Source organism: Desulfoconvexum algidum, assembly GCF_055382125.1.
This window is the reverse complement of the sequence record NZ_AP042394.1, coordinates 248,648-266,421: the sequence shown is the minus strand read 5'-3', so window position 1 is coordinate 266,421 and position 17,774 is coordinate 248,648. Positions and strand designations below refer to the sequence as shown.

Here is a 17,774-nt window from a genome sequence, read left to right as displayed (position 1 = left end):
CGTTTACTTCCCCTGCTTCATGGAAAGGGAAATTCGTTTGCGCTTGACATCCACTTCCAGCACCCGCACCCGCACCTGCTGCCGGACCGAAACAATTTCGTTGGGATCCTTGACATACCGGTCGGCCAGCTGGCTTAGGTGAACCAGGCCGTCCTGGTGAACACCAATGTCCACAAAGGCCCCGAAAGCCGTCACATTGGTTACGATTCCCGGCACCCGCATGCCAGGCACGAGATCGGTAATCTTGTGAATGGTATCATCAAAGGAAAAGGACTGAAAAGCCTTTCGGGGATCCCGGCCCGGGGCTGCCAGCTCATTGACAATATCGGTGAGGGTGGGCAGCCCCACCGTCGGGGTGACATGGGTGCTCAGGTCCAGGGTTTTTACCCCCTGGGCATTGTGCAGCAGCTGTTCAATCTTGCACCCCGCTTCCTTTGCCATTCCCTCCACAATCCCATAGGATTCCGGGTGGATCCCGCTGTTGTCCAGGGGATTTTTCCCGTTTTGAATCCTCAGGAACCCGGCGGCCTGTTCAAAGGCCTTGGGTCCCAGCCGGGGCACCTTTAAAAATGCTTTTCGGGTAGTAAAGGCCCCGTGTTCATTTCGATAGGCCACCATGTTGGCGGCAATGGTTGAATTCAGGCCGGAAACCTGGGCCAGTAACTCTTTGCTGGCGGTATTGGCTTCCACCCCCACCTGGTTAACGCAACTTTTGACCACATCGTCCAGAGCGTTTCTCAACAGCGTCTGGTCCACATCATGCTGGTACTGGCCCACCCCAATGGATTTGGGATCTATTTTCACAAGCTCCGCCAAAGGGTCCATAAGACGCCTGCCAATGGAGACCGATCCCCTGACCGTAATATCATGGTTTGGGAACTCTTCTCTTGCAATGTCCGAGGCCGAATAAATAGAAGCCCCGCTCTCGTCCACCATGACCACCTCAACACCAGCGGACAAATTCATCTCTTTAACAAAGACTTCAGTTTCCCGGCCGGCGGTGCCGTTGCCGATGGCCACCGCCTCAATTTTATATTTTTTCACCAGATCGGCCACCATCTGCATGGCCCGGGGCCGCCCCTTGTCATGGGGAAATATCACATCATGGTCCAGCAGTTTTCCCTGGGAATCCAAACACACCACCTTACACCCGGTGCGAAACCCCGGATCTATGGCCATCACCCGTTTTTGCCCCAGGGGCGCTGACAACAATAATTCCCTTAGATTGGTCACAAACACGGCAATGGCCTGATCATCCGCCCCAAGCTTCAACCGGGCCAGGCTCTCTTTTTCAATGGACTTAGACAGCAGGCGTTTATAGGCATCTTTAACCGCCAGCTTCACCTGATCCCGGATATCCGGATGGGTTTTAGACGGGTGCCTGAGAAACAATCGCTCCACCAGGAGGAGGGCAATTTCCTCTTCGGGAAGAACATGAAGGTTCAAAATGGTTTCATTTTTTCCCCTGAGCATGGCCAAAACCCTATGGGAAGGGGTCTTAAATGCCGGTTCCGACCAGTCAAAATAATCTTGAAACTTGGCACCCACTTCCTCTTTTCCCTTTTTCACCCGGGAGAGAATCAAGGCCTTGGCAAAAAAGAGATCCCGAATTGCTTCTCGGGCTTTGGGGTCTTCATTTACCCTTTCGGCAATGATGTCCCTGGCACCGGACAGGGCCTCCTCCACACAGGTTATCCCCTTTTCAGGGCAGACAAATCTTGCTGCCTCCACCCCAATATCCTGGTGTTTCTGGGCCAGAAGAAAGGTCGCCAAAGGTGCCAGTCCTCGTTCCCTGGCATCCTGGGCCCGGGTTCTTTTTTTGGGTCGGTATCGTTCGTAGAGATCTTCGAGCTTTGTCATGGACAGGGCCCGGGCAATGGCCGTTTCCAGATCGGCTGTCAGCAACTGCCTTTGCGTAAGCGACTTAAGAATGGCTTCCTTGCGGACGGACAGCTCTTTCAGGCTCTGGGCCCGGTCCCGGATATTGGCAATGGCCACCTCGTCCAGGGAATCGGTCATCTCTTTTCTGTACCGGGCAATAAAGGGAATGGTGGACCCCTGGTCCAGCAGGGCGGTCACCGCTTCCACCTGTTTATCCGTCAGCTTCAATTCGCAACTTATGGTATGGTTAATATTCATCCGTCATAATTACCCAAGCCGCAGAACAAAGTCAAGATGCACCTGCCTTGCAACACTTCTTAGGTAACCCGCAAGCTCAGGTTGAAGACATGGAAAGCAGGGCAACCACCAGAGCAAAGAGAGAGGGAATTCCCATGGCCTTGGCCAGTTCCAGCACAGAACTCAGATTAAAATAAGATTCCGGACTCTGTTCGATTTTCTTGAATACTTCATAGTATCGGTCCATGTCTTTAAGTTTTTCATCAATGGCTTCCTTTTCCGCCTTAACAAATTCTTTTGAAGCCTTGCTGGAAATAAATTTCTGCCCTGCACATCAGAAGCGTCTCCGGGTCACCGTCATACCCGCGCTTTTTGTCGATCTCATCCAGATCAAACAAAAAGGCCTTGAGCCACGTTTCATCCTTTTCCCGAACCTCCTGCCCCTCGGCATAGAATAGTTGGTAGATCTTGAGGAGGATCTGTTCTTCAAGACTGCTACCCCGACCGAGGCGGTCTGTTTTCTGTCCATGGTCCCTTGGGGCCTGGTTTGACACCTGGCCAGCAACAGACGGCTGTGCCAGGCCCAGGTAAAAGATGAATAACGTCAGGAAAATGCAGTGTTGCCTCATGGGTGCCTCCTAATTTTGAAGTTTCCCCTGAACACGCTTTGTTTTGGCACAGAAGCAACACTGCAACCTAACCTGTCTTGATTTTCCGACCCTTTGTTTCCAATCAATCCTTAAATCCCGTGACAAATTCAAGATATTGACATAAACAATTGAAATTTAAACAAAATAAATATATTTCATTTATTCTGCTGATTTGGCATGGGCTTTGCTGTTTTAGATTGTTAACTGGATAAGAATCCTTGGAAACAAACAAAATATATCGGTGAAAGGAAAGGCCATGCCTATTTTTGAATACCATTGTAAAGACTGCAACAAAATCAGTGAAATCATCTTGCTTGGGAATAAAGACACCCCGATCTGTGGTTTTTGCAACAGCCAAAACTTAGAAAAGCTAGTATCTGCACATGCATCTGCCTCGGGACCCGTCAAAAACACCATGCCGGGACTGGGTGATACGGCCTGTTGCGGCTCATCCCCAGGCCAGGCATCCAATTGTGCCGGCCCGGGAAGTTGCTGTGGGAGGAATATGGACTGATGAATGATCTGGACCAATTCCTCGATAATTTACAGGAAGAAATATTTGATGAGGCCCGGGAAGCATTGGGAGAAAAGGGATTTGATCGATGGCGCAACCCACAGTTTGCCGGAAGAATGGAAAACCCAGATGCCCATGGGCGTGTTAAGGGCACCTGCGGTGATACCATGGAAATTTTTTTTAAATTTGAAAATGACCGGGTCAAACAAGGCAGCTACGCCACCGACGGGTGTGGGTCGAGCAGTGTCAGCGCGTCCTTTGCCGTTGAACTTTCCCTGGGCAAATCCCCAGAGGAGCTGTCAGATATCACAGGTGAAGATGTTATCGGACTCATTGGCCAGCTGCCTGAAGCGGATCAGCATTGCGCATCTCTGGCTGCCCTGACTATTCAGGATGCCGTTACCGATTATATGAATAACCATAAATAGATAAAGCGGTGATACTTAAATACCCCCTTAAACTTAAATTTTTGATCAGATAAGGAAAATAAACCCATGCGTGTTGCAGAACTGTACAAGAAGAAACGTCCCGTTATTTCAATGGAGTTCTTCCCCTTTCGGGATGACAAAACCGCCGAAAGCTTCAATAAAACAATCGATACCCTGGCCCCCTTGAATCCGGATTATCTGTCTGTTACCTTTGGTGCAGGCGGATCCACCCGGGACGGCTCCGCCCAGACAATCAACACCATCATCAAAGAAAAAATGCTGCCCTGTGTTGCCTATATTGCAGGATATGGGCTCAGCCCGGATGAAATCTGCAAGGTATTGGACCAATATCAGGCCCAGGGCGTTGAAACTATTTTCGTACTCCGGGGTGATAAACCCCAAAAAACCGATTTTATTCCCCACCCAAAAAGCTTCGCCCATGCCTCGGACCTGATTTCATTTATACGGGATCACTACGATTTCAACCTGGGTTGTGCTGGATACCCGGAGGGCCATGTAGAAGCCCAAAGCCTTGAACGAGATATTGAATATCTCAAACTCAAGGTCGACGCTGGTGCCCAGTATGTGGTGGCCCAATATTTTTATGACAATGCTTATTTTTTCAACTATGAAAAACAATGCCGGAAAGCGGGTATTGATGTGCCGATCATCCCCGGGATCATGCCGGTATATACCCTAAAAATGACCCGGGCCCTGTCAAAAATATGCGGCACTAAAATCCCCGAGGTGCTTGGACAAAAGATGGACACCATTGATGGGGAAGACAAGGCTGCAGTGTTAGACCTAGGAATTAATTTTGCCCTGGACCAGTGCCTGGAGCTTTTGGAAAAAGGGGTATCCGGACTTCATTTCTACACCATGAATCGAAGCCACTCCACCCGGGAAATCATTCGCCGATTGAAACTGGAAGGTCTTTTATAGATATTATTGGCAAAGGACCGCAGATGAAATAAGCGCTATTTCGTTCAGCTTATAAAATTTGCGGTCCCCATTTGCGGTTCCATTTGTCAGATAGTATTTATAGCATCTTTTTTATCCAGGCCAGTTGATCATCGCAAACCTTCCCCAGGTCCACAGACCCAAATGGTGCCGGATCAAGCCCGGGATATCTTTCCTTGAGCAGGGCGTCATAGGTGACGCCCTGGTTTGCAAGTGCTTTAACCTTTGACCAATAGTCATCCAGATCCTGTATATATTCCGGGGGCCAGAATGCTCTTGAACCGGCATCATAAATGGCACACCGCTGAATAGGATAACAGGGGTCTTCATATTGGGAAGCGATAAACTCCGGTGCCATTACCGCATTGAGGCGGAGTAGATCTGTCCCGGTTATCTTGATTGAGATTTTTGTTTCAAGCACGGGAACCGTAAAACACCCTTCCAGATAAACCAAGGTTGTCCGTTCATAACCGGAAAACCTTTCCCGACACATGGCGTCCATCTTCCCAAGAATTTCCCCGGCCCTGGGACCGCCAAAGGTAAAGAAAACAACAGACCTCAAATTTGTTCCCTGTTTTTGCGCCTCGGCCACCAGGGCTTTCATGGCATGTTCAAGACTTGTACCCGTTGCCACAACATCTCCAATGACAATGCTGGCGGTTTTGGGCATATAGACCTTGGAATACTCCGTTTCGACAATGTGCCATTGCTCCGGAGACTCATCATTGCGCGCTCGCTGGGCCGAGATAAAAGAGCACCCATGCCGGTTCCAGCCAAAGGCATTGCCAAGGGCTTCCCTGAGACCAAAGTTCAGCCCCCCCCTCAAAATATCAAAAACAATGGTTTGATTTTCTTCAAGGCAGGTTAAATCGTTAAGGGCAAGCTGCCGGAGAATCTTTGTACAGGCCTTTTGGAGGCGATGGGTATACTCCAGCCCCATCACCCTGGGGTTATTTGAAATGGATCTTGTTTCAGGGGTGGTGGCAATAATTTCTTCTATATTTTTTCCTGTGGTCATGCGATACAGACCGCAGTCCGATGAAACATCTATTTTTTCCAATATATGGGGTCTCCCTTTGTTGATTATCATCCGGCCTATGCCGCCTCTAAGGACCGTGGCAGATCATCTCAACTCCCTGTGGTTCTAAGATATATTCCCTCTTGAAAGGGAATAATCTGCCCCGGACTTCGGTTCTTTTAATTCGGGTAACCCACAATGTCAAGGGAAACAGAAAATGGCCTTGGAACTCATGCAAAAAATTCAAGGAACACTATTCTTGACCCGATAAAAATCAGAATCAAACCCCCGACTATTTCCATGCGTTTGCCAAACAAAACGCCCAGTCGCTTTCCAATGCCGATGGCCAGAAGAGACAGACACCCGGTAATGATGCCGATTATCACGCTAGGATACCAGATATTAACCTCCAGCATGGCAAGGCTTAAGCCAATGGCCAGGGCATCAATGCTGGTGGCAATACTGAGCATCACCATGGTCATGCCCCGGGAGGGATCATTTTTGAGGGGATTTTCCGAACTGTCCATGCCGGAAAGAATCATACGCCCCCCCACAAACACGAGCAGGCCAAAGGCAATCCAGTGATCAAAGGCCTTGAGATAGGAGACAAACCCCACCCCCAGAAACCAGCCAATCACCGGCATGATAAATTGAAACAACCCGAAATGAAATGCCAGCCGGAAAATAGCCCGGCCGTCTTTTGCAAACCCGGATGCCGCAGCCGCAAGGGAAACGGCTGCGGCATCCATTGCCAGGCCCACTGCAATCACGATAATATCAAGGGTTCCCATGGTATATTTTTTTATTCCCCTATTTGAAATCTATTTAAAATTTAACGCCACCCTATAAAACTTGCCTTTATATTGCAATTGGATAAATCCCCACGACATTTTTTTTATATTCTCTCCGGGTCTGCTTGAAATGAGAACAAACATGATGTACTCTTTTTTTATTTACCCTTTTTTTATTTACCATTACCACCACACCCAAAGGAGATATGCCCATGGACGAATCAAACACACTGAACATATTAAAAAGCGCCTTTCTCATGGAACGTCAGGGCAAAGCCCTTTACGAAACAGCCCAGGCCCAGGCGGAAAACAAAGATGTAAAAGCGTTTTTCCAGTCTCTGGCCCAAGAGGAGCAAGAACACATGGATATCCTTGAGGAACAATTCAAAGCCTTTATGAAAACCGGAAAATTCATAGCCAGCGGGTTTGGAAATGTTGCCGGTGCGGTAACAGCACCGGATATCCTCAGCGATGCCGTAAAAAAGAATATCAATGCGGCCGGTTTTGAATCAACCGCCATTACTGCAGCCATTGGATTTGAAGAAAAGGCGGTGACTTTATATGCCCAGCGGGCCCAGGAAACCACAGATCCGGAAGAAAAAAAACTATACAATTGGCTGTCGGTCTGGGAAAAAACCCATCTTAAAAAGCTTATGGAGATCCAGGAGTCACTCATGGCCAGAGTTTGGGAAGATAACAGTTTTTGGCCCTTTTAAATTTTTTGCGAAACCTTTGCCATCTCTACCACGGGCAAAGGCCCAAGGGGGGTGCCCGGAATCAGATTTAAAATTTTCTGGGGCATTCCCCGGTAGAGAAGCCGGGCCGTTATGACTGACTTTTTCCCAGGCACAAAATCAAGGGCAATGGTTTGGGTCACCGTTTGTTTGGCCAAAATCCTGTTGTCAGAAAGGACTTGTTTTGCCTTTGCCAGATTCACCACGGGATTGCCCTTGCCGTCCCCGAAGACGGTTCTGAAAATAATGGCACCTTCGGACAATTCATTTTTTTTATCCAGAAAACCGGATTGAAAAACGACCTTCTGGTCTGCATCCTGGATACTGATTTCAAGCCATACCTGCCGCAGATCCCCCACCCCCGTTGGAATTGAATGGCCAGCACCGGAATTGGTCACCTCCACATCCAATTGTTTCTTGGCCAGTTTCTCTGTGTTAAGGCAAATTTGAGCAGCATTCTGGAGTCGCTCCACTGCCAGCGCCTGTTTGTCCTTGCCGCCGAACTCTCCGGTCACACCGGTATTGGCCCCCACAAAATAATGGGTAAAAATATGGGACCTTTCCACGCTGTCCTCGGTGGAAGAACCGGGATTTTTTGGCCGGTCCGTGGAACCTGTGGCTGGTATTCCGGGGCGCTGGTACATATGACACCCCTGGCAGGTGACGCTTTTTTCCGGATCCGGATCATTATAAGGGCTACTTTCCCATTCCGTATAGGTGGTTTCAAGATCTGTCCCAAATGCCACATGCTTTACATTGTGGCAGGTGCCGCAAATCGCAGAACTCGTGTGAAGTTTAGAAAAAGCAGCCTCGTGGAAATCGGGTTCACAATCATCAAAGGGACCCTGTTTCACCCCCGGATCATCTTCACCATGACCGGGTTCCAGGACCAGTCCATTGTTGTACATCCGAGTGGTATCCACGACAGAATGGCAATAATCGCATTGGATGCCCTCGGTGGCAATCCCAGGGGTCTTGGACAGGTCATCGGAAAGTTTTCCAGGAAATCCCGTGATCACGCCCACCGGGGTGTGACATTTAACACAGGACTCGGCTTCTTGAATTTCCCCGGCCCGGGTGAGTCCCTGGCGCAAAAATTTGGCCACCCGGTTGTATACAGGGTCCTTGTGGGAAAGGTTATGCATGGAATGGGTCCACTGCTCCTGGATTTCCCAATGACAGCCGCCACAGGTGTCAGGCTCAATAAACCGGTCCAGATCAAATTTTTTAGCCGGAGCGGCGGTCACAGGGACGGCCGAGAACAAAATACCCGCTGCCAGGAGGATCAGTCCCGGGGCAAGAAAACATCGTTTTTTTTCCAAGGCGTTTCTCCTTTTTTTTAACAATTCACATGGGGTTCTGTCTTTGTCGGGCCTCCCTTTTAAAAGGGTCAGGCCAGAATTATTGGATCAGGCTGCCGAGGAATTCTTTGGTTTCGCCCTCAAGGGTCAAAACCGTCCAATTCCCGTTTTCTTCCTTTGCCGCCACAAGACAATCTTGCCTGGTGCCGTCATTAAAGGTGATAAAACACTGGCGGTCTTCGTTCAGAGTATTGACCTGGACAAATTTTTTATCCTTGGAGATATGCCGGAACTTTTCTGCTGCCTGTTCAATGGCAATAATTTTATTGTATTCATCTTCATCAGTCTCTTTTATTTGATCTCTCAGATCACTGATTTGTTTTTTGAGATCGGCAATGGTATTCACCACCTTTTCCATCTCAGCCTTATTCTCCGATGGAATGGAAAAGAGAATCTGTTTGTGCAGTTCCATGTCTGCTTCGACAAAATTAATCTTTTGCAGCAATCCTTTTACATCTGTGCTCATATCTATCGCCTATTGCCTGTTTTGTTAAAAACCGCTATTAAAAAAATTCTTGATTTCCAGGGTTCCCTCTGCCTTGAAGCGCCCGGTATTTTCACAGGCGAGTATATATTTTTTACAAGAAGATTCAAGAAATATTTCATTTTACTTTCTACCACAGGAATCAGACTGACCCCTTATTTTTTCTTGATTCAAGACTTGCACAACTCCCCATTTTGAGCTGCTTTTTTATTTCCCTTTGCGATCCACTCAAGCAGCCGGACCAGAAAATTTTTTTTCTTTTGTGCCCTCTTTTGTATCCGCTTTTGTATCATTGGATCACCCGGTATACCAGCAGCAGATGGCCCTTATCAATTTCACGGTTTTCCAAAAGTTCCAGTTTAATATCCAAAGCCTCCCTGAACAAGGAAAGCCCCCTGCCAAACAATGCCGGTATCAGGGTCACATGGATCTGGGTAATCAGGTTCTCCCTGGCAAACAAAGAGTTGATAATGGCACCGCCGATCAGGGCCGCTCGTTCAAACCCCTCTTCCCCTAAGGAATTTAGAATTTGTATCGGCGACTGATCTGTAAACACCAGATTTTCATCCTGACTTTTCCGGTCAGGATTCCGGGTCATCACAATATTTTTCCGGCCTGGCAGGGGCTTGCCAATGGTATCAAATGTTTTGGATCCCATGATGACAACCCCGGCCTCCCGGGTCACCCGGACAAAATATTGTTTGTCTGCCTTTCCTGTCCAATCCACCAATTGAAGGGAATCCCTTGCAATTTTCCCATCCAGGGTCATGGCCATGAGCAATATTACTTCCATATGCGCCTTCCTTTTGTTTGAGAGAATAGTGTCTGGCCTGGCTAAACCTGGGGCCATGACATCTGCTTTTCCTCGGCCATATAGCAGAATCGGCTCCAGACCATCTCCTTTTTTGAAATGGGACAGCGCAGGGTGACCTTATGATCGGTCACCTTTATGACTTCCCAGTCCCCGGATCGCGGGGAATCTTCAATCCGTATTTTCTGGCCTTCCTTAAATGGATATGCTTTAAACAGGGTAACCGCGTGGTTCATTTTTTTTCCTCCCTCTATCACTATTTTTCTCCAACCTTATTCCATGGGACCAATCATCTTACTAGGATCCACCAACTCGTCAAATTTTTCCTGGGCCACAAATCCCAGTTCATGAGCGGCCTGCTTCAAGGTAACCCCCTCTCCATGGGCTTTTTTGGCTATCATGGCCGCCTTATCATACCCGATTACGGTGTTTAACGCCGTCACCAGCATCAATGATCGGGACAGATGAGCGTCAATCACCTGGCGATTCGGTAAAAGCCCCTTAACACAATTTTCATAAAAGGAGACGGCAGCATCTCCCAGTAACCGTGCCGACTGCAAATAGGTGTGGATGATCACCGGTTTGAAAACATTCAATTCAAAATGGCCCGAAGCCCCGCTGACAGTGATGGTCACATCATTGCCCATGACCTGGGCGCAGACCATGGTCATGGCCTCTGTCTGGGTGGGGTTGACCTTGCCCGGCATGATGGAGGAACCCGGTTCATTGGCCGGCAGAATCAGTTCTCCAATACCGCACCGAGGGCCTGATCCCAGCATACGAATGTCATTGGCAATTTTCATCAAACTAACCGCCAGGGTTTTCAAGGCCCCGTGGGACGCCACAAGTGCGTCGTGGGCTGCCAGGGCAGCAAATTTATTGGGTGCCGTCACAAAGGGATACCCGGTCAGCTCTGCGATGATCCCGGCCACCCTTAGGTCAAAGCCTTTAGGGCTGTTCAACCCGGTGCCCACTGCCGTTCCCCCCAAAGCAAGCTCAAACAGAGGGGTCAGTCCGGCTTTCAAATTTTGAATGCCATAGGCCACCATGGCGGCATAACCGGAGAACTCCTGGCCAAGGGTCAGGGGAACGGCATCCATAAAATGGGTCCTACCGGTCTTCACAATCGCTTCCCAGGCATGGCTTTTTTCAGCAAGCCCCTGGCACAACCGTTCCAGGCCTGGCAATGTGTGATCTATTAACAGCTCGCAGCCGGCAATATGCATAGCGGTGGGAAAGGCATCGTTGGAAGACTGGGATCTATTCACATCATCGTTGGGGTGGACCAGGAAGGGGCCATGCCCCAATTTCCCACCAGACAATACATGAATCTTATTGGCAATGACCTCGTTGACATTCATGTTGGTCTGGGTACCGGATCCTGTCTGCCACACCTTCAGGGGAAACTGCTCGTTGAGTTTGCCTTGTATGATGGTATCGCAAACCTGACAGATCCATGCTTCCTTTTCCCTGGAAAGCAGATTAAAGGATGCATTGGCCATGGCACTGGCTTTTTTTAAAACGCCAAATGCCTGGATAAGACCTGTGGGCATGGTTTCTTCTCCGATTTTAAAGTTCTCCAGGGACCGCTGGGTCTGGGCACCCCACAGGCAATCTTTGGGAACAAGGATCTCTCCCATGGTATCTATCTCAATTCGTGTTTCCATCAAAAGCACCTTGTACCCTGAAAATCCATCAAATTCTTTCCCCTACCTTTTACAACATCATATCTTATCTTTTTATTATAGCAGAATAATTGCCGATAGGTCAAAAAGCAAGCCTTGAAAATTACTTTACACAAATCCATGAGATTTGTTATGAATGGGCACCATTAATTTAAACGGTTTAATCTGATTTAAAAAAGGAGATTTCCAATGGGAGCCCACAACCTTGTGTTTCTAGAATTTCTCGAATGGTTTGACGAAAGCGGTCGGGAGCTGGTTCATAGGCTCCCGGAACAGGGGTCCGCCGACATAAAATTTGGTGCCCAATTAACGGTGAGGGAAAGCCAGGCAGCTGTTTTCTTCTATAACGGCAAGGCCGTGGGGGCCTTTGGTCCGGGCCGCCACACCCTGAAGACAGCCAACATCCCTATTTTGACCAAATTGGCCAGCCTTCCCTGGGGATTTAAAAGCCCCCTGAGGGCAGAGGTCTATTTTACCAATTTCAAAACCTTTACCAATTTAAAATGGGGCACCCGGGATCCCGTGGCATTCAAGGATACGCAACTAGGGTTGGTAAGACTGCGGGCATTCGGCATCTTTAACCTGAAAATCGTCCAACCCGTGCTCTTTGTCAACCGTCTGGTGGGTACCCAGGGGGTGTATACCACTGAAGAGATCAGTGAATATCTCAACCAGGTGGTGGTTTCCAGATTCAATGATTATATCGGTGAAAAAATCTCCACCATCTTTGATTTACCCGCCCAATACGATGAACTGGCAAAGGGTCTCGCCGAAAAAATACAAGAAGACTTTTCACGGTTTGGCATGGCCCTGACCGGACTTTATATCAACGCCATTACGCCTCCCCCGGAGGTCCAGCAGGCCATTGACGACAAAAGCCGCATGGCAGTCTTTGACGACATGAACAAGCTCATGCAAATGAAGACCGCCATGGCCATGGAAAAAATTGCCGAGGGGTCTGACTCCATTGCCGGAAACGGGGCCCAGGCCGGCATGGGAATGGGGCTTGGGGTAATGCTGCCGGGCATGTTTGCCCAGCAATTGTCAAGCCAAGGGGGAAATACCGCCTCTCCCCCCAGTACAACCCATTGTTGTGAATGCAAAAACACGATACCGATGGATGCCAATTTTTGCCCCCAATGCGGCCACCAGCAGGTGATTTTTGAAAAATGCCAAAGCTGCGGGAAAAACATTACAGTGGGGACCCAATTCTGTCCCCGGTGCGGCAAGGCAGTCCAGGAAAAAATAAAACCCCGGTTCTGTGCCAAATGCGGGGCAAAAGACCTGGGGGATGCACTTTTTTGCAACCAGTGCGGAGAAAAGCATTAGTTTCACGATTGAACATCAATGCCCCCAGTGCGGGGCACCCATCATTATTGGGGAAGAGACCCTTTTTTTTGTGTGCGATTTTTGTCGGGTGCGGTCCTGTATCGCCCAAAAGGGATTCGCCCGGTATTACTTTTCCCCCTCCCCTGATATTCCGACGAACTATGACATCATTTACCTGCCCTATTGGCGATTCAAAGGGATTCGGTATGCCTGTTGCTCGTCCGGGGTAGAACACCGATTTTTGGACATTTCTGCCCTGGCAATGGAAGAAGGGCCACCCCAAATTCCTCGTTCCCTTGGGTTCAGGTCCCAGGCACTTTCCCTAAGACTGGTCTCAAATAAGACCCGAGGCAAATTTATCCGACCCGTGGAATTCAAAACAACTCTCAAGACCCTGGACAAACCAGGCCGATCCCTCAAAAAAAACGTGTCCCCTGTTTTCCAGGAAGATATCGGCGAAACCACAAGCCTGATCTATTCCCCTTTTTATATTCATAAAAACCGACTGTTTGACGGCATCCTGAACACCCCGATCCAGACAATTTTACCCGGGGATATGAATATGGCCGACCAAAATCTGTGCCGCCCGGAACGAGAAACGGTTTTTGTTTCAGGAATTTGCCCCGACTGCGGTTGGGACCTTGAAGGGCATTTTAATTCCCTTGTGCTGGTCTGTAAAAATTGCCATACCCTTTGGAGAACAAGGGGCAACAAACTTGGAAAAGTTAAATACACAAGTGCAAAACCCAAACAACCCGATGATGTCATGATCCCTTTCTGGAAAATAAAGGCGGACATCCCCCCCATTTCCATGAAAACATATGCAGACCTGGTTTGCATGGGAAATCTTCCCAAAGCCATTCAGCCTGAATGGGAAAATCAGGCCTTATGTTTTTGGGCACCTGCATTTAAATTACAGCCGAAAGTTTTCCTGAGACTCAGCACCCAGTTGGCCATTTCCCAGCCGGATCCCCCCCTTGAAAAAACGCTCAGAAAAAATATTCATCTGCCCATCACCCTGCCCTCAGGGGAAGCCATCCAAAGTATAAAAATCATTCTGGCCTCCCTGGTACGGCCCTTAAAAGATCATTTACCCGATCTTTCCAAGGCAACGGTTGTGCCCAAAGAGATCTGTCTTGTTTTTCTCCCCTTTGAACCCCGCCACCATGAGTATGTCAACCCCGATCTTAATATGGCCATTAACAAAAATATCCTGGCGCTGTCCGGCAATCTTTGAGAAAGAGTGGGACATCACCCCATTAAATTCCCCTGGAGTCCCAGGCCATAGGCAACACTGGTAAAGGCATCGGCACTCCGAATTTTATCCTTTCCGATCCTGGTTTCAAATATTTCCCGGATCAAAGGAATATAGGAAGACCCGCCGGTTAAAAAAACCACATCAATATCGGAGCAGGACAGGGCGGCTTTGGCCAGGGTAGAATCGATACAGGCATTGAGGGAGGCAACTTTATCGCTGATAAAAGATTCAAATTCCTCCCGGGACAGCAATTCGTCAATACAGATATCATACTCTTTAAAAGAAATATGGGATTGTTTCTTCTCGGACAACTCACATTTTGTCCGTTCAATGGAACGAAACAACAGGTATCCGTAATTGGCATGAATCAAATTTTCCAGATTTTCCAATAATTTTTTGTCCCGGAATTTTGCTCTGACCTTTAGTTCTTTAATATTGTCCAATGTTCTGGGCAACCGGAGCTGTGGGATAAGATGCCATTGCATCAGCTTCCGGATAACAAGGGGGGACAGTCCGAAAAGGTTCTCGCTCCACATGGATTTCGCCTCTACGTTTTTCCCATAATGGATGGCCACTTTTTCCCGCATGATCGCAGAGTCAAATACATCACCGCCGATATAAACACCCCCCACCGAAAGGATATCCCGTTCCCTTGCCGCTTGGCCTTGATTGTTCCCCGCTTTATAAATGGTAAAATCTGAGCTGCCGGCCCCAAAATCCCCCACCAGGACGATCTGTTCTGTTCCGGCTTCAAGGCTATTTTCATAGGCCAATGCTGCGGCAATGGGTTCCAGTTGAAAGGAGATATTCTTAAACCCGGCGATTTGGGCTGCCCGGGTCAGACGATCCTGGGCAATTTCATCCCTTTCCCTGTCCTCTGAAAAAATAACCGGCCGCCCCAGAACCAGATCCGAGACCTCCTGTTTGATGATCTCCTGGCCCCGTTGTTTCATGACCTTAAGGAATATTGCAATCAATTGCTCAAGGGTATAGGATTTGCCGTAAATATTTGTTCGTTCAAAGGCAGTGTCAGGCAAGAAGGTTTTGATAGATTGCATATACCGGCCATCGGCTTCATTCTCAATATAGGCCTTTACCCCTTCATATCCGACATATGAGCGTGTCTGGCCATCCTCTTTTAAAAAATAAAGGATTGATTTTAAAGAATTGGATATGGGATTCTCTCTGTCCACATCCAACAGACTGACCTTGCCGTCCATATTCACGGATAAGGCTGAATTGGATGTTCCAAAATCAATACCAAAAATGGCTGACATGATAGATTCCTCCCTGGTATAAAAACATACCCTCTTGTCTAAGGCGAGACTCGAATGAGGCTCATTAATTTAAAACGGACAAAAGTATATGAAAACCAGAGATTTGTAAAGAAAAATATCCATGGCCTTGTCACAATCCAAGTTTATGGTCACGGTTTTGTTTTTTTTTGTGTTATTCATGGTATCATGTTTGAAAGAGTCTTTTCTCTATTTAATAATCAAGCGCGCTTTATTCTTCCAAGAAGTCCCCTCCCATGGCGCCCTGATCAGGGGCTATTGCCCGGTCTTTATGGTATATTTCAACGGCCTTGTTCTCCTTGGGATGCGAGGAACGGGTTTTACATCCCAGGAATGCAGCGTCGATCTCGTTTCTGGGAATAAAAATTTCTCCAGACACCGTGGCCATTCGAATGTTCTTTTCACCCAGTGCCACGATATTGCCCGTCACAAGCTCTCCATTGTTCAACCTGATCTCATCTGCCATGAGGGGCATCCCCAAAAAACAGAAAATTACCAGAATAGCAGCTATTTTTTTTTTCATTATATTTTTCTCCTAAAACACACGATATCCGTCCCCGGGTTTTTACCTCAGCCGCCCCGATCCGCATATCATAATTGATTATGGATCAAACTATAACATATTCAAACAATAATGTCTATTGTTTGAATAATAGCATCATAAAAACCCCGGAAAAGTTTCTTGTCCGGGGTTTTTACGGCTATCTTTTTTTACAAAAGGTCTGCATAAAAATCATTGCCCTTATCGTCCACAATGATAAAGGCGGGGAAATTTTCAACCGTAATCATATAAACAGCTTCCATTCCCAATTCTTCATATTCAACCAGTTCGACCTTTTTGATAAAATCTTTGCCCAGACGTGCTGCAGGTCCCCCGGGAGATCCCAGGTAGAATCCGCCATGGGCCTTACAGGAATCGGTCACCTGCTGGCTGCGGTTTCCCTTGGCCAACATGATCATGGAACCGCCTTCCTTTTGAAAAACCGGCACATAGGGGTCCATACGTCCCGCTGTGGTGGGACCAAATGCCCCGGAGGCTTCGCCCTCGGGTGTTTTGGCAGGTCCTGCATAATAAATAATATGGTTTTTAATATAATCGGGAAGACCTTTGCCCGCCTCAAATCCTTCCATGAACTTGGAATGGGCAATATCCCTTGCCACAATAATCTTCCCGGTCAAAGAGAGCCGTGTGGAAACCGGATATTTTGACAATTGTGCCCGGATTTCGTCCATGGGCTTATTCAAATCAATTTCAACAGCCGGGGCCATCTCAGGTTCTGTTTTCGGCAGGTATCGGTCAGGGTTCTCTTCCAATTGTTCCAGGAAAACCCCTTTTCGCGTAATCTTTCCCTTGATCTGGCGATCTGCAGAGCAGGAGACCCCAATCCCGATGGGACAGGAGGCACCGTGTCTTGGCAGCCGGATCACCCGGATGGCCAAGGCAAAATGCTTGCCACCGAATTGGGCGCCAAGACCCAAGCCCTGGGAACGGAGCAACACCTTCTCCTCCAGGTCGATATCCCGAAAGGCGTGGCCGGTCTCACTCCCTGACCTGGGAAGGGTATCCAGGTAACGGGCCGAGGCAAGTTTGACAGCTTTCAGGTTCAGCTCCGCCGAAGTGCCGCCAATAACAAAGGCGATATAGTAGGGCGGGCAGGCAGCCGTGCCAAGGCCTCGCATTTTTTCCAGCATGAAATCAATCAAAATCTCCTCGGAATTGAGGGTTGCCTTTGTCATCTGGAAAAGAGCGGTTTTATTGGCAGATCCCCCCCCCTTTGCCACGAACAAAAATTTATACTCATCTCCCTGCACCGCTGCAATCTCAATCTGGGCTGGAAGGTTTGTTCGTGTGTTCATCTCCTTGTACATGGTAAGCGCCGCATTCTGGGAATACCGAAGATAATTTTTAGTATAGGCCTCAAAGACACCACGGGACAATTCTTCGTCATCATCGGACCAGGTCCAGACCTGCTGTCCCTTCTTTCCCATGATAATGGCCGTACCCGTATCTTGACACATGGGGTATACTTTCTGGGCTGCAATCACTGCATTTTTTAACAATTCCAGAGCCACATACCGGTCATTGTCACTGGATTCCGGGTCCTCAATGATGCCCTTCACTTTTTCAAGGTGTTCTGATCTGTAGAGATGGGCCACATCCTTGAAGGCTTGTTCCGCCAATATATTCAGAGCCTGTGGCTCCACCATGAGCACCTCGTTTCCCTCAAACTCCCTGACCCTTACATGCTCTTTGCTAACCAACCGGTACTCGGTTGTGTCGGGTCCCAGGGGAAACATTGTTTCATATTTAAAATCCGTCATTTTATATCCTTATAAT

General features: G+C 48.3%; 19 protein-coding genes. 6 read left to right on the top strand and 13 right to left on the bottom strand.

Annotated elements, in window-relative coordinates; all coding sequences use genetic code 11:
• Positions 1–3: 3 nt before the first annotated feature.
• The 3 genes from ACZ45G_RS01170 to ACZ45G_RS01160 form a co-directional block, all read right to left on the bottom strand.
• A complete protein-coding gene (locus ACZ45G_RS01170) occupies positions 4–2,139 on the bottom strand; it encodes a Tex family protein (RefSeq protein ID WP_464174780.1) in 2,136 nt (711 codons plus the stop codon).
• A gap of 76 nt (positions 2,140–2,215) precedes the next feature.
• Positions 2,216–2,365, bottom strand: a complete 150-nt coding sequence (locus tag ACZ45G_RS01165) for a hypothetical protein (RefSeq protein WP_464174779.1) — start codon at positions 2,363–2,365, stop codon at positions 2,216–2,218.
• A 37-nt stretch (positions 2,366–2,402) separates the two neighbouring features.
• A complete protein-coding gene (locus ACZ45G_RS01160) occupies positions 2,403–2,747 on the bottom strand; it encodes a hypothetical protein (protein WP_464174778.1) in 345 nt (114 codons plus the stop codon).
• A 277-nt stretch (positions 2,748–3,024) separates the two neighbouring features.
• On the opposite strand from ACZ45G_RS01160, the gene ACZ45G_RS01155 reads away from it, so the two are divergent.
• The 3 genes from ACZ45G_RS01155 (at position 3,025) to metF (ending at position 4,652) form a co-directional block, all read left to right on the top strand.
• Entirely contained in the window at positions 3,025–3,282 is a 258-nt protein-coding gene (locus ACZ45G_RS01155) for an FmdB family zinc ribbon protein (RefSeq protein ID WP_464174777.1), read from the top strand.
• Entirely contained in the window at positions 3,282–3,710 is a 429-nt protein-coding gene (locus ACZ45G_RS01150) for an iron-sulfur cluster assembly scaffold protein (RefSeq protein ID WP_464174776.1), read from the top strand. Before ACZ45G_RS01155 ends, ACZ45G_RS01150 begins: the two co-directional genes overlap by 1 nt.
• A 66-nt stretch (positions 3,711–3,776) precedes the next feature.
• Positions 3,777–4,652 (top strand): methylenetetrahydrofolate reductase [NAD(P)H], encoded by an 876-nt coding sequence (gene metF, locus ACZ45G_RS01145; protein WP_464174775.1) that lies wholly within the window; start codon positions 3,777–3,779, stop codon positions 4,650–4,652.
• Between the two features lie 97 nt (positions 4,653–4,749).
• Here the strand turns inward: metF and ACZ45G_RS01140 are convergent, their stop codons facing one another.
• Together ACZ45G_RS01140 and ACZ45G_RS01135 are read right to left on the bottom strand one after the other, a co-directional pair.
• Complete coding sequence (locus ACZ45G_RS01140) at positions 4,750–5,730, bottom strand: type I phosphoribosyltransferase (RefSeq protein WP_464174774.1); 981 nt, start codon at positions 5,728–5,730, stop codon at positions 4,750–4,752.
• A 188-nt stretch (positions 5,731–5,918) separates the two neighbouring features.
• Positions 5,919–6,479 (bottom strand): manganese efflux pump MntP, encoded by a 561-nt coding sequence (locus ACZ45G_RS01135; protein ID WP_464174772.1) that lies wholly within the window; start codon positions 6,477–6,479, stop codon positions 5,919–5,921.
• 212 nt (positions 6,480–6,691) lie between these two features.
• On the opposite strand from ACZ45G_RS01135, the gene ACZ45G_RS01130 reads away from it, so the two are divergent.
• Positions 6,692–7,195 (top strand): ferritin-like domain-containing protein, encoded by a 504-nt coding sequence (locus tag ACZ45G_RS01130; RefSeq protein ID WP_464174771.1) that lies wholly within the window; start codon positions 6,692–6,694, stop codon positions 7,193–7,195.
• On the opposite strand, the gene ACZ45G_RS01125 is transcribed toward ACZ45G_RS01130, so the two are convergent.
• From ACZ45G_RS01125 to fumC, 5 genes are all read right to left on the bottom strand, one after another.
• On the bottom strand, positions 7,192–8,535 hold the full coding sequence (locus ACZ45G_RS01125; RefSeq protein WP_464174770.1) for a multiheme c-type cytochrome: 1,344 nt from the start codon (positions 8,533–8,535) through the stop codon (positions 7,192–7,194). The two genes, ACZ45G_RS01130 and ACZ45G_RS01125, sit on opposite strands and share 4 nt — an antisense overlap.
• Positions 8,536–8,614: 79 nt before the next feature.
• A complete protein-coding gene (locus tag ACZ45G_RS01120; RefSeq protein ID WP_464174769.1) occupies positions 8,615–9,040 on the bottom strand; it encodes a hypothetical protein in 426 nt (141 codons plus the stop codon).
• A 307-nt stretch (positions 9,041–9,347) separates the two neighbouring features.
• Positions 9,348–9,851 carry a dihydrofolate reductase family protein gene (locus ACZ45G_RS01115; RefSeq protein ID WP_464174768.1) on the bottom strand — a complete coding sequence of 168 codons (504 nt, stop codon included), beginning with the start codon at positions 9,849–9,851 and terminating at the stop codon, positions 9,348–9,350.
• Between the two features lie 41 nt (positions 9,852–9,892).
• Positions 9,893–10,105, bottom strand: a complete 213-nt coding sequence (locus ACZ45G_RS01110; RefSeq protein ID WP_464174767.1) for a hypothetical protein — start codon at positions 10,103–10,105, stop codon at positions 9,893–9,895.
• A 36-nt stretch (positions 10,106–10,141) separates the two neighbouring features.
• Positions 10,142–11,536 (bottom strand): class II fumarate hydratase, encoded by a 1,395-nt coding sequence (gene fumC / locus ACZ45G_RS01105; RefSeq protein ID WP_464174766.1) that lies wholly within the window; start codon positions 11,534–11,536, stop codon positions 10,142–10,144.
• A gap of 207 nt (positions 11,537–11,743) precedes the next feature.
• On the opposite strand from fumC, the gene ACZ45G_RS01100 reads away from it, so the two are divergent.
• The gene (locus ACZ45G_RS01100) at positions 11,744–12,883 is read left to right on the top strand and encodes an SPFH domain-containing protein (RefSeq protein ID WP_464174765.1); all 1,140 of its coding nucleotides are present in this window, start codon (positions 11,744–11,746) and stop codon (positions 12,881–12,883) included.
• On the top strand, positions 12,846–14,120 hold the full coding sequence (locus ACZ45G_RS01095) for a hypothetical protein (protein ID WP_464174764.1): 1,275 nt from the start codon (positions 12,846–12,848) through the stop codon (positions 14,118–14,120). The genes ACZ45G_RS01100 and ACZ45G_RS01095 overlap by 38 nt, the downstream gene beginning before the upstream one ends.
• A 14-nt stretch (positions 14,121–14,134) precedes the next feature.
• Here ACZ45G_RS01095 and ACZ45G_RS01090 read toward each other — a convergent pair whose 3' ends face one another.
• The 3 genes from ACZ45G_RS01090 to ACZ45G_RS01080 all read right to left on the bottom strand — a co-directional run bounded on the left by ACZ45G_RS01090 (position 14,135) and on the right by ACZ45G_RS01080 (position 17,758).
• Positions 14,135–15,418 (bottom strand): Hsp70 family protein, encoded by a 1,284-nt coding sequence (locus tag ACZ45G_RS01090; protein ID WP_464174763.1) that lies wholly within the window; start codon positions 15,416–15,418, stop codon positions 14,135–14,137.
• 229 nt (positions 15,419–15,647) lie between these two features.
• Positions 15,648–15,959: a hypothetical protein gene (locus ACZ45G_RS01085; RefSeq protein ID WP_464174762.1), complete on the bottom strand. Its 312-nt coding sequence runs from the start codon at positions 15,957–15,959 to the stop codon at positions 15,648–15,650.
• 188 nt (positions 15,960–16,147) lie between these two features.
• The gene (locus ACZ45G_RS01080; protein ID WP_464174761.1) at positions 16,148–17,758 is read right to left on the bottom strand and encodes a fumarate hydratase; all 1,611 of its coding nucleotides are present in this window, start codon (positions 17,756–17,758) and stop codon (positions 16,148–16,150) included.
• Positions 17,759–17,774 lie beyond the last annotated feature (16 nt).

What these genes read in the sequence shown, in the direction of transcription:
- ACZ45G_RS01170 (WP_464174780.1), bottom strand. Translation starts at nt 2,139, where the DNA reads ATGAATATTAACCATACCATAAGTTGCGAATTGAAGCTGACGGATAAA.
- ACZ45G_RS01165 (WP_464174779.1), bottom strand. Translation starts at nt 2,365, where the DNA reads ATGGACCGATACTATGAAGTATTCAAGAAAATCGAACAGAGTCCGGAA.
- ACZ45G_RS01160 (WP_464174778.1), bottom strand. Translation starts at nt 2,747, where the DNA reads ATGAGGCAACACTGCATTTTCCTGACGTTATTCATCTTTTACCTGGGC.
- ACZ45G_RS01155 (WP_464174777.1), top strand. Translation starts at nt 3,025, where the DNA reads ATGCCTATTTTTGAATACCATTGTAAAGACTGCAACAAAATCAGTGAA.
- ACZ45G_RS01150 (WP_464174776.1), top strand. Translation starts at nt 3,282, where the DNA reads ATGAATGATCTGGACCAATTCCTCGATAATTTACAGGAAGAAATATTT.
- metF (WP_464174775.1), top strand. Translation starts at nt 3,777, where the DNA reads ATGCGTGTTGCAGAACTGTACAAGAAGAAACGTCCCGTTATTTCAATG.
- ACZ45G_RS01135 (WP_464174772.1), bottom strand. Translation starts at nt 6,479, where the DNA reads ATGGGAACCCTTGATATTATCGTGATTGCAGTGGGCCTGGCAATGGAT.
- ACZ45G_RS01130 (WP_464174771.1), top strand. Translation starts at nt 6,692, where the DNA reads ATGGACGAATCAAACACACTGAACATATTAAAAAGCGCCTTTCTCATG.
- ACZ45G_RS01120 (WP_464174769.1), bottom strand. Translation starts at nt 9,040, where the DNA reads ATGAGCACAGATGTAAAAGGATTGCTGCAAAAGATTAATTTTGTCGAA.
- ACZ45G_RS01115 (WP_464174768.1), bottom strand. Translation starts at nt 9,851, where the DNA reads ATGGAAGTAATATTGCTCATGGCCATGACCCTGGATGGGAAAATTGCA.
- ACZ45G_RS01110 (WP_464174767.1), bottom strand. Translation starts at nt 10,105, where the DNA reads ATGAACCACGCGGTTACCCTGTTTAAAGCATATCCATTTAAGGAAGGC.
- fumC (WP_464174766.1), bottom strand. Translation starts at nt 11,536, where the DNA reads ATGGAAACACGAATTGAGATAGATACCATGGGAGAGATCCTTGTTCCC.
- ACZ45G_RS01100 (WP_464174765.1), top strand. Translation starts at nt 11,744, where the DNA reads ATGGGAGCCCACAACCTTGTGTTTCTAGAATTTCTCGAATGGTTTGAC.
- ACZ45G_RS01095 (WP_464174764.1), top strand. Translation starts at nt 12,846, where the DNA reads ATGCACTTTTTTGCAACCAGTGCGGAGAAAAGCATTAGTTTCACGATT.
- ACZ45G_RS01090 (WP_464174763.1), bottom strand. Translation starts at nt 15,418, where the DNA reads ATGTCAGCCATTTTTGGTATTGATTTTGGAACATCCAATTCAGCCTTA.
- ACZ45G_RS01085 (WP_464174762.1), bottom strand. Translation starts at nt 15,959, where the DNA reads ATGAAAAAAAAAATAGCTGCTATTCTGGTAATTTTCTGTTTTTTGGGG.
- ACZ45G_RS01080 (WP_464174761.1), bottom strand. Translation starts at nt 17,758, where the DNA reads ATGACGGATTTTAAATATGAAACAATGTTTCCCCTGGGACCCGACACA.